2 tRNA genes and 1 rRNA gene are annotated in these 687 nt (G+C 40.3%); all 3 read left to right on the plus strand.

What is annotated here, in order from left to right:
• Window positions 1-77 (plus strand): 16S ribosomal RNA (locus tag H5092_RS20385); the annotation flags it as partial.
• A gap of 76 nt (window positions 78-153) precedes the next feature.
• Window positions 154-230, plus strand: a tRNA-Ile gene (locus tag H5092_RS20390).
• A gap of 50 nt (window positions 231-280) precedes the next feature.
• A tRNA-Ala gene (locus H5092_RS20395) sits at window positions 281-356 on the plus strand.
• Window positions 357-687: the final 331 nt, after the last annotated feature.

Below are 687 nucleotides of genomic sequence, written 5' to 3' on the forward strand. Positions count from 1 at the left end.
CCACGGAGTGATTCATGACTGGGGTGAAGTCGTAACAAGGTAGCCCTAGGGGAACCTGGGGCTGGATCACCTCCTTATACGATTTAGAACTTATTTGTTCGTAGTGTCCACACAGATGATTGTTATTGTAAAGAGAACAACACTTATTGTTTTGGGTCTGTAGCTCAGCTGGTTAGAGCGCACCCCTGATAAGGGTGAGGTCGGTAGTTCAAATCTACTCAGACCCACCACTTCTTGTCTAATCAAGAAGATGGTTAAAACAGTAAGTACCAGCATATGTGGGGCTATAGCTCAGCTGGGAGAGCGCCTGCCTTGCACGCAGGAGGTCAGCAGTTCGATCCTGCTTAGCTCCACCACTTTTACTTCTTAAAAATAAATATTCTTTATCGGGCCATTAACCGCCTGAGAATAGAGTGTGTTTAATTTTGAGAGGTTTTTGTATCTCTTGCTCTTTAAAAATTTGGAAAAGCTGATAATAAAATTCTGATGAATAACATTGTTATTTATCAAGAGTTTTCAAAAGTAAAAAAAGAATGGTAGCAGTACCATTCAGTGCCATTTGATTAACGTTTTACGTTGATTGATTGGTATCTACTTTAGTATTCAATATTAACTTCTGGCGAAGTTAAACTGTCACAAAACAAAGACCCGTTTGGGTTGTATGGTTAAGTGACTAAGCGTACACGG

Source organism: Pseudoalteromonas sp. SR41-7 (genome assembly GCF_014163935.1).
Lineage (GTDB): Bacteria > Pseudomonadota > Gammaproteobacteria > Enterobacterales > Alteromonadaceae > Pseudoalteromonas > Pseudoalteromonas distincta.